Annotated in this window: 9 protein-coding genes and 1 pseudogene; 6 read left to right on the forward strand and 4 right to left on the reverse strand. The window is 57.0% G+C overall.

Translation table 11 applies throughout. The annotated features are described in order from the left end of the window. Positions 1–41: 41 nt before the first annotated feature. From Q7W83_RS25900 to Q7W83_RS25915, 4 genes and pseudogenes are all read left to right on the forward strand, one after another. Entirely contained in the window at positions 42–1,172 is a 1,131-nt protein-coding gene (locus Q7W83_RS25900; RefSeq protein WP_150639110.1) for a PepSY-associated TM helix domain-containing protein, read from the forward strand. After that, positions 1,169–1,348, forward strand: a complete 180-nt coding sequence (locus Q7W83_RS25905; RefSeq protein ID WP_150633720.1) for a hypothetical protein — start codon at positions 1,169–1,171, stop codon at positions 1,346–1,348. The genes Q7W83_RS25900 and Q7W83_RS25905 overlap by 4 nt, the downstream gene beginning before the upstream one ends. A gap of 178 nt (positions 1,349–1,526) precedes the next feature. Next, positions 1,527–2,156 (forward strand): glutathione S-transferase, encoded by a 630-nt coding sequence (locus Q7W83_RS25910; protein WP_150633721.1) that lies wholly within the window; start codon positions 1,527–1,529, stop codon positions 2,154–2,156. 122 nt (positions 2,157–2,278) lie between these two features. Then, positions 2,279–2,623, forward strand: a pseudogene (locus Q7W83_RS25915) (RHS repeat-associated core domain-containing protein); the annotation flags it as partial. A 630-nt stretch (positions 2,624–3,253) separates the two neighbouring features. On the opposite strand, the gene creD reads toward Q7W83_RS25915, so the two are convergent. The 3 genes from creD to creB all read right to left on the reverse strand — a co-directional run bounded on the left by creD (position 3,254) and on the right by creB (position 6,897). After that, positions 3,254–4,624, reverse strand: a complete 1,371-nt coding sequence (gene creD / locus Q7W83_RS25920) for a cell envelope integrity protein CreD (protein WP_473657822.1) — start codon at positions 4,622–4,624, stop codon at positions 3,254–3,256. A 174-nt stretch (positions 4,625–4,798) separates the two neighbouring features. Then, positions 4,799–6,217 (reverse strand): two-component system sensor histidine kinase CreC, encoded by a 1,419-nt coding sequence (gene creC, locus Q7W83_RS25925; RefSeq protein WP_473657825.1) that lies wholly within the window; start codon positions 6,215–6,217, stop codon positions 4,799–4,801. Beyond that, a complete protein-coding gene (creB, locus tag Q7W83_RS25930; RefSeq protein ID WP_150639106.1) occupies positions 6,217–6,897 on the reverse strand; it encodes a two-component system response regulator CreB in 681 nt (226 codons plus the stop codon). The genes creC and creB overlap by 1 nt, the downstream gene beginning before the upstream one ends. 168 nt (positions 6,898–7,065) lie before the next feature. Between creB and Q7W83_RS25935 the strand changes: the two genes are divergently transcribed. Both Q7W83_RS25935 and Q7W83_RS25940 read left to right on the forward strand, forming a co-directional pair. Beyond that, entirely contained in the window at positions 7,066–7,923 is an 858-nt protein-coding gene (locus tag Q7W83_RS25935) for an RHS repeat-associated core domain-containing protein (RefSeq protein ID WP_150634791.1), read from the forward strand. A 79-nt stretch (positions 7,924–8,002) separates the two neighbouring features. Continuing rightward, entirely contained in the window at positions 8,003–8,821 is an 819-nt protein-coding gene (locus tag Q7W83_RS25940) for an RHS repeat-associated core domain-containing protein (RefSeq protein WP_473657828.1), read from the forward strand. A gap of 55 nt (positions 8,822–8,876) precedes the next feature. On the opposite strand, the gene rloA2 is transcribed toward Q7W83_RS25940, so the two are convergent. After that, positions 8,877–9,380: a retropepsin-like aspartic peptidase RloA2 gene (gene rloA2 / locus Q7W83_RS25945; protein WP_017341175.1), complete on the reverse strand. Its 504-nt coding sequence runs from the start codon at positions 9,378–9,380 to the stop codon at positions 8,877–8,879. Positions 9,381–9,473 lie beyond the last annotated feature (93 nt).

Here is a 9,473-nt window from a genome sequence, read left to right on the forward strand (position 1 = left end):
CGTCCTTCGTGGACGGCTTTGGTATTTCTGAAGGCTGAAAAATGAAAAGCAAAACAATACGCCGCTGGTCATTCGTCCACACCTGGACCAGCCTGATCTGCACAGTCTTCCTGCTGATGCTGGCACTGACCGGCCTGCCGTTGATCTTCCACCACGAAATCGACCACTTGCTGGGGGATGCCGCCGAGTTGAAGCAACTGCCAGCCGACACCCCGCAGCTGAATTTGCAGCAGCTGGTGCAGGCCGCAGAAAAACATCGTCCCGGCGAAGTCATGCAGTATTTCGGCTTCGACGAAGACGAACCGAACGCCGCCATCGCGATCATGGCGGCCACCGCCGGCACCGAACCGAATTCATCGCACACCTTCATGCTCGACGCCCGCACCGGCGAGGCACTGGAAATGCCGTCGGCCAACGGCGGTTTCATGATGGTCATGCTGCGTCTGCACGTGGACATGTTTGCCGGCCTGCCGGGCAAGCTGCTGCTGGCGTTCATGGGGATTCTGTTTGTGCTGGCGATCGTGTCCGGGACGGTGCTGTACCTGCCGTTCATGCGCAGGCTGAAATTCGCCACCGTACGCCAGGACAAATCCACGCGCCTGCGCTGGCTCGATCTGCACAATCTGATTGGCGTAGTGACCCTGACCTGGGCGCTGGTGGTCGGCGTCACCGGCGTCATCAGTGCCTGCGCCGACTTGCTGATCGCCGCATGGCGCAATGACAGCCTGAGCGCGATGGTCGCGCCGTATCGCGACGCACCAGCGCTGACGCAACTCGCGCCCGCGACCCGATTGCTCGAGATCGCCAAAGAAGTCGCGCCCGGCATGCAGCCAGACTTCATTGCCTTCCCCGGCACGCGGTTTTCCAGTGAGCATCACTACGCGGTGTTCATGAAAGGCAGCACGCACCTGACGTCGCACTTGCTCACGCCGGTACTGATCGATGCCAGCACCTTGCAAGTCACCGCCGTGGCCGAACGGCCGTGGTACATGGACGCCATGGGCATGTCGCAGCCGCTGCACTTCGGTGATTACGGCGGCATGCCGATGAAAATCCTCTGGGCGACGCTGGATGTGCTGACCATCATCGTGCTCGGCAGCGGGGTTTATTTGTGGGTGGTGCGGCGCAAAGCGGCAAAACCCGTACTGGAGAAAGCGGAGAGCGTGGCATGAAACCCCGACAGTCAAACTTCTGGAAGGTCTTCGCCACGCCCACCGTCATCGCCCTGCTCAGTGCCGCCGGGCTGTTCTCGGCCTTGCTGGGGGATGGCGTTTGGGATGCCCTGAGCTGGCTTGGATTAGGCATTCCAGCAGTCCTCGCCTTACGCGGCCTCCTGCAACACCACTAAACCCTGTGGGAGCGAGCTTGCTCGCGATGAGGCCGTGACAGTCAACATTAATGTTGCTTGACCCTCCGCTATCGCGAGCAAGCTCGCCCCCACAGGGGATTTGTTGCTTTTTATGGATCTTGAGCTGTCGGCCCAACGCGCTATGCTGCCGACACTGTCCACCGACCGAGACGCTGCCATGTCTGCCCCCAGCATGACCCTCTATCACAACCCGTTGTCGCCCTTCGTTCGCAAAGTCATGGTGCTGCTGCACGAAACCGGTCAGCAAGACCGCGTCGCCCTGCAAAACTGTGTGCTCACGCCAGTCGACCCGGATGTGACCCTGATCGACGACAACCCGCTGAGCAAGATCCCGGCCTTGCGCCTGGCCGACGGCAACGTCATCCACGACAGCCGGGTGATTCTCGATTACCTCGACCACCAACACGTCGGCAACCCGCTGATCCCCCGTGAAGGCTCGGCCCGCTGGCGTCGCCTGACCCTGGCCTCCCTGGCCGACGGGATCATGGACGCTGCGGTGCTGGTTCGCTATGAAGTTGCCCTGCGCGCCCCGGAAAAACACTGGGACGCATGGCTCGACGGCCAGCGCGACAAGATCCGCCGCGCCTTGGCGTTGCTGGAAGCGGAGGCGATTGCCGAGCTGACCAGCCATTTCGATGTGGCGGCGATCAGCGTGGCATGTGCGTTGGGCTACGTGGATTTGCGTCATCCGGACCTGGCATGGCGCGATGCAAATCCGCTGCTGGCGGCGTGGTATTTCGAGGTCAGTCAGCGACCTTCGATGCTGGCGACAATGCCCAAGGTTTGACGCTAACGGCGCCAGCACCCTATCAGTTCTGATAGTGGGCAAACGCTGAAAAAACTCCGATGCTAAGGGCTCAGCTCCATCGACCTCGCTCGGAGTTTCAGCCAATGCCTGTGCATTCACGCAAGACAATCCTGCTGGCAACCGATCAACAGCGCTCGGTGTTGAGCGCCCTCGACGAGCACCCGCCTCGTTCCATCGCTTACACACCGTACGGTCATCGCCCACGGGAAAACGGCTTGCTCAGCCTGCTGGGGTTTAACGGCGAACTGCCGGACCCGCTGACCGGGTGTTATCACTTGGGCAACGGGTATCGGCAGTTCAATCCGGTGTTGATGCGCTTTAACAGCCCGGACAGTTGGAGTCCGTTTGGGGAGGGTGGGTTGAATGCGTATGGGTATTGTGGGGGGGATCCGAGAAACTGGAAAGATCCGACCGGTCACGTTAAGAATCCTTTTAAAGGATTATTAAATATGATGGGCAGGCAGCGAAGCCTGCTCAGCGACGAAATAAAGCGCGTACCCAAAACCATAAAAAAAATCGACGACGCACTCGCCCTGGAACAAGATAGACTATCAAAACTTCAAAATGCGGATAGGAACTTGGTCACGGACTATATAAATGAATTGCCTTCATATGGACGCAGTGAATACTTGCCATCATATGGCGCTACCGTAGAAATAAATACTACTCCAAACCCAAACTACTTAGACTGGGTAAAAGCAGAGACGCAATCAAACATTAAAACTCTTACGCATCTCAAAACCGATGAATTAGTTTATCTGAAAGATCTAAAATATCATAAAAAACATCCAGAAGAAGGGCGTTTGATCGACAGAAGAGACTCATTAACTCAACGCGACACAATCAGAAATAGCATGTGATAAGGGGACCGGGATAATGGGACAGATGCATTTAAGCTTAACAACTTAAAAAATCCGTCCTCTTATCCAAATAAATCTGCCTCCCTTATCCACTTACCCCCTTACCCGATACTTTCTCGTCAATTGCGGACAGATGGGAATATTCAAATAGTGAGTTGATGTATTTAGTCAACTCATTAACCCAGCGCTGATCCTCCCGCAACCCCAACGACCGGCTCATTCCACCACCCCGATATCAAATTCCAGCGGCTGGGCCGTCTTCTGCCCAACCCCATACCAATCCAGCTTGCGCGTCAGCACCATAAACACACCCAGCAGCCCGAACAGTAACAACGACCCCATCAACAACGCGTAATCCTCGGCACTCAACAAGCCATAAAGCAGCCCATACAACGCCGCCAATCCTGCCGAAAAACTCAACCCGTGGCGTACGCTGCGCAGCACATGGCAGACATAAAAACCGATCAACAACACACAACCGCTGGCCGACAACAGATACGCCAGGGCGAAGCCGATGTGTTCAGACAATGACAGCAACAGCAGGTAGAAAAACGCGAGTGCCACGCCCACCAACGCATATTGCACCGGGTGCACTGCCAGACTTTTGAGCACTTCGAAGAGGAAGAAACCTGCGAACGTCAGGACGATGAACAGCAGTGCGTATTTGATCGCACGGTCGCTCTTCAGGTATTGGTCGACGGGGTCGATGAAGCTCACGCCGAAGCTGCGGGAATTGAACGCATCGCAAACACCGCTGGATACGCAACTGCTCAGCGCTTCTTGCAGGTTGGTGGAGAAAAATGAAGTCTGCCAGTTTGCGCTGAAGCCTTGATCGGTGACTTCGCGCTGGGCCGGCAGGAAGTTGCCGATGAAGCTCGGATGCGGCCAATTGGCGCTCAGCGATACCTTGCTGGTCTTGCCCACCGGGAGGATCTGCAGCTGGCCAGTGCCTTGCAACCGCAGGTCGAAACCGAAGGCCAGTTCCGTGGCTCGTTGTGTATCGAGCGCCGGCAGCGTCACATGCACCCCCTCCCCCAACCAGCCCACCTGGCTACCGGGAACGAAGTCCAGGCGATCCCCGTTGAGTTCAAGTTTCAGCGCATTCTCGATACCCCGAATGTCGCTGATGCCGACGGCCAGAAACGGTTGATCAAACTGGTAGTCAGCGAAACTTTCCTTGATGCCCAGTTGCGCCGGAACCGAAAAATGCCCGGTGATGCGGTTATCGGCATGGAACAGCCGCGCTTGATAGATGCCTCGGGAACGCAGCTCGGTCTGGACCTGACCGTCGAGTTCGAAGTGCTCCGGCAGGAAATACAGACGACCGCGCTCTTCACCAATGTCTTGGTACCGTTCGTTGGTTTTTTCGTTGAGCTTCCAGGTGCGCACCACTTTGCGGTACGGCACTACCATCAGCGGGCCGCTGAGTTGCTGGCTGTAACTGGAACTGCGGGCGATGTCTTCCAGTACGCCGTCGCGCAGTTGCTGGCGGTCCTGGATGACGCCGTTGATCATCAACAGCGGGATCAGCAGCAACAGGATCAGCAGGGCAATGGCCCCGAGTTTCAGGGTCAGATTTCGGTTCATGGGACTCTCCTTGTTTGGATGGGGAGAGTCTGGGTGCGGTGTGTGTGGGTTTTATGGGGGGAGTGTGGAGAGTGTGTGGAGACTGGGCCGGCCCCTCGCGAGGAAGCTCGCGCCTACAGGTTCAACGCAAGTCCATGTGGGAGCGAGCCTGCTCGCGATTGGCCGCGACCCGGTTTAAGGCAAGCGCAAAGTCACTGCAACCCCGCCCTCGACATTGCCGATGCTCAATGTCCCACCGTGCAACTTCACCACTTCCTCAACAAAGTTAAGCCCCAACCCGGTGCTCTTGCGCCCGCTGTCCGGACGCGGCAAGGAATAGAAGCGCTCACTCAATCGCGGCAATGCGTAGTCGGGAATCGCTTCGGCCTGGTTGAACAGTCGACATTCAATCTGCTCACCAACCTTCTCGGCGCTGAATCGCAGCACGCCCGTTGCAGGCGTGAAATCCAGCGCATTGTCCAGCAGGTTGCCCAGCGCCTGACGCAGCAGGAACGGCTCGCCGGTAATCGCCAACTCCACTGGAATCATTTGTTCCACTCGCAATTTCTTGCCTTCGATTCGCGCAGCCTGCGCGCTCAGCAACTCATCCACCAAACCCGCCAGCGGCACGCTGATCCGCTCTTCCAGCCCTTGACGCTGTTCAACCTGCGCCAGGTTCAGCAACCGTTCGATCAATTGCTGCATCCGCACGCTTTCACTGTCGATATTGCTGACGAATCGCTGCCGCTGGGCCAATGGCATCTCGCCTTGCAGCAATTCCGCCGCACCGCGAATCGCCGCCAACGGGCTTTTCAATTCATGGGTCAGGGTGTGCACGTAACGCTCGACGTAGGCTTTGCCCTCAAGTTGCGTGCGCATGTGCTCGACCGCCGAGGCCAGTTGCTCCAGCTCCCCGCCTCGATAATGCGGCACCTCGACCCGACGGCCTTCGCTCACTGCCTGGGCATAAGCGGTCAACCGTCGCAGGGCGGCGCTCAACCACCAGGACAATAGCGCGCCGAACAGCAGGCCAAGACCGATCAAACCGGCGCCGTAGGCAAGCAATCGGCGCTCGGTGCGATCCACGTAAGGCTGCAACGAGCTGTTGGGTTTGGCCACGGTGACCACGCCAATGATCTGGCCGTTATCGCGGATCGGCGCGCCGACGTGCATCACCGAAGAGTTCGCATCGTTCGCATCGCTGCGACTGGACCGAGCGCCGTACTCTCCGCGCAGGGTCAGCAAAACATCGTTCCACCGCGAGTAGTCCTGCCCCACCGCAACACCACTGGAATCCAGCACGACAATGCCTTTCGCGTCGGTAACGTAGATACGGTGGTTGACCTGGTTTTTCGGCAGCCCCCAGATATTCGCCTTGGGCTGCCGCTCACCGTAGGCCTTGAGCAGTTCGGGCCAGCGGTTCTGATTGAGCGTTCCGGCCTTGAAGTCATCACGCAAGATCTCGGCCATCAGGTTCGCGGTGTCGACCAGGGTTTCTTCAGTGGACTGGCGCACCCCAGGGCGGATTTCCTCCATCACGGTGTTCAGCACGAAGTAGCCGGTCAGGCCGATGAACAGCACGTAGACCAGGAAAATCCGGATTCCCAGCGGCATCAGCTGTGCCCCGGGCTGTAGCTGTAACCCAGGCCGCGATGGGTCTGGATCGGTTCTGCATCGGCCTTCACCAGACGCAATTTGGCGCGCACGCTCTTGATGTGACTGTCGATGCTGCGTTCATAACCGGCATCCGCCGCAACCCCCAACGCGTCGAGCAATTGCTCGCGGCTGAAGACGCGCTCGGGTTGCTCGATCAGGCATTGCAGCAGGCGGAATTCGTGGCGGGTGAGATTCAAAGCCTGATTGCGATAGCTGATTTGCACGCGTTCGTTGTCGATGCGAAATAACACCGAAGCCACTTCGGACGATGCTCGCGGGACCATGCGCTTGAGAATCGCCCGGACGCGCGCCGCCACTTCCCGTGGGCTGAAGGGCTTGACGACGTAATCATCGGCGCCAATTTCCAGCCCCACCACGCGGTCGATTTCGGCATCGCGGGCACTGAGGAAAATCACCGGTACTTCACTGAAACGCCGCAACTGCTTGCAGGTTTCGAAGCCACTGATGTCCGGCAGGCCGATGTCCAGAATGATCAGATCGGCCGGTGTCAGGCGCTGATGCTCGAGCGCGGCAGCGCCCAGGCTCAACCAGGTGGTGGTGAACCCTTCGCCCTGCAAGGCAAAAATCAGGGTATCGGCAATCGCCGCTTCGTCTTCGACAATCAGGATATGAGGCATGGCGTCCGAGCCCGCAGTTAAGTGGGCGAACGGTGAACCAAGGTTGATTCGACGTCAATCGGCAGTCGGGTTTGTCGATCCGGGCCTAGCAGTTCTGATAGTAGGCAAACACTGAAAAAGCTCCGATGCTGGAGACCGGTTTTATGGACCTTGCACGGAGCTCCGCCCATGCCTACGCATTCACGCAAAACCACTCTGCTGGCAACCGATCAACAACACTCGGTGCTGAGCGCCCTCGATGCGGGTCAATCTCACGCCATCGCCTATTCACCCTACGGTTATCGCCCACCGGAAAACGGCTTGCTCAGTTTGCTCGGGTTTAACGGCGAACTGCCGGACTCGCTGACCGGGCATTATCATTTGGGCAAAGGGTACCGGCAGTTCAATCCGGTGTTGATGCGGTTTAACAGCCCGGACAGTTGGAGTCCGTTTGGGGAGGGTGGGTTTAATGCTTATGCTTACTGTGTAGGGAATCCTGTAAATACGGCTGATTCGACAGGGCACACTCTGGAGTTTCTGAAGCCTATTCTGAGAAAGGTGGGACTCATGGATCCTGCCATCATCAAGCAGACGCAACAAAAACATCTAGCGACAGCTCAGACGAACTCGCTAAAAAACATACACGAAATATTTACATCAGGAGAAACACCAAGAAACATATATACGACGCAATTGGAAGCAGACAAATATCGCCGAATTCATAGCGCGGCTGTGTCAAACAATCCAGAGTTTTCAAAAAACATGTCGATGACGTTAACCCCGCCTGAATTTAAAAAAACCATTAACGCTCGTCAGAAATATTCTTATGAAGTGATGGAGCATGTCTCAAACACACCACCCTCCACTCTACTTGAGCGATCCCAAAAAGTTACTTTCTCGGATCAACCACCGGCAGTCCACGAAATAGAAAGGCTTGTGCCAACCCCGCCTAACGGATGGCGAAGAGTAAAAGATATTGTACTGCCAAAGCGGTCGACTTTGTGGAGTCGACGCATTCGACAGCCAGATATGTCGGACCAGACCTAGTAGTTCTGATAGTAGGCAAACACTGAAAAAGCTCCGATGCTGGAGACCGGTTTTATGGACCTTGCACGGAACTCAGCCCATGCCTACGCATTCACGCAAAACCACTCTGCTGGCAACCGATCAACACCACTCGGTGCTGAACGCCCTCGATGCGGATCGATCTCACGCCATCGCCTATTCACCTTACGGTTATCGCCCACGGGAAAACGGCTTGCTGAGTTTGCTCGGGTTTAACGGCGAACTGCCGGACCCGCTGACCGGGCATTATCATTTAGGCAAGGGGTATCGGCAGTTCAACCCGGCGTTGATGCGGTTTAACAGCCCGGACAGCTGGAGTCCGTTTGGGGAGGGTGGGTTTAATGCGTATGGGTATTGCGGCGGTGATCCAATCGACTGTGTAGATCCATCAGGCCATGCTTCACAGTTTTTTCTCGCTATCAGAAATTTTTTTAGAACGCTCAGACGACCATCAACTGTCGAACCTATTCTCAGCTCCCCAAGGGCTGAAACTACCCTCCAGATATCTGCGGGTAACACCTCACTGCCGTCCCCCGCCCAAGGTATGCGACCTGGTAATCGCAATCCTTTGGCGAATCCAGAGGTAAATACACCCATAGCCGCCACGCATACTTCCACATCGCGCGTGTCAGTCAAAACAGATGAGGGTGTTGACCGCGCCAGCTTTCCGCCGTCCTACTTTCCGCGTCCTGACTCACCACCACCGATCTATCGTTCAAATTCACTCACTCGAACACCTAACACGCCAAGAGAAATGCCGCCCTCTTACGAACATGCGGCACGAGATCCCCACTTTGATATAAGGGTCATCACCGTCAGAGGTAGCGGGTTTCGGAGGAGTGCTTATCTTTCGGCAGTTATCCGCGAAGGTGCCAGCTGACAGTCCGCACGGCATGCGACATTTCACGCTCTGCTCAGGCAGTAACAACACCCAATCAGCAGTCAGGTTTGTCTGCCGTGAAACGCCGCGCCGGATTCACCGCCGCGCCAAACTCACGCAACGCCTTGGCACCAATCAGCAACGGATAATTAAAGCTGCTGCGGTCGGTCAGGTTGACCTCGACCGTGCGCTTGACGTTGCCCAGGCACAACTCCAGATCGACCACCGGACGCTTGGTGGGCGCTGCGGCATCTTCATCCTCGTCTTCTTCGGAGCGGGTCTTGATCTTGCTGATCCGTGCGACCTTGTGCTCGTAGACCTTGTTGCTCGCATCTTTGGTAGCGAGGCGGAAACGCACCCATTCATCGCCGTCGCGGGTGAACGTTTCGATGTCCTTGGCCGACAGCGATGCGGTCAGGGCGCCGGTGTCCATTTTGGCCTTGAGGACTTCGCCGCCGATTTCCGGTAGCGCGATGTATTCGTAGCGCCCGTACAGGGTCGGCTCGGCGGCCAGGACCGGCAGGGCCACTAGGGAAAGCAATGCGAGGAGGGATTTCACGTGATGGATGTCCTTGAGAGAGGGGCAGCGGAATTTTAGACCGTCAGTGAGCCATTCGTTCGTTCTTGAGATTGCATCGCGGGCAAGCCCGCT

The sequence above is a fragment of the Pseudomonas sp. 300 genome (assembly GCF_055803035.1).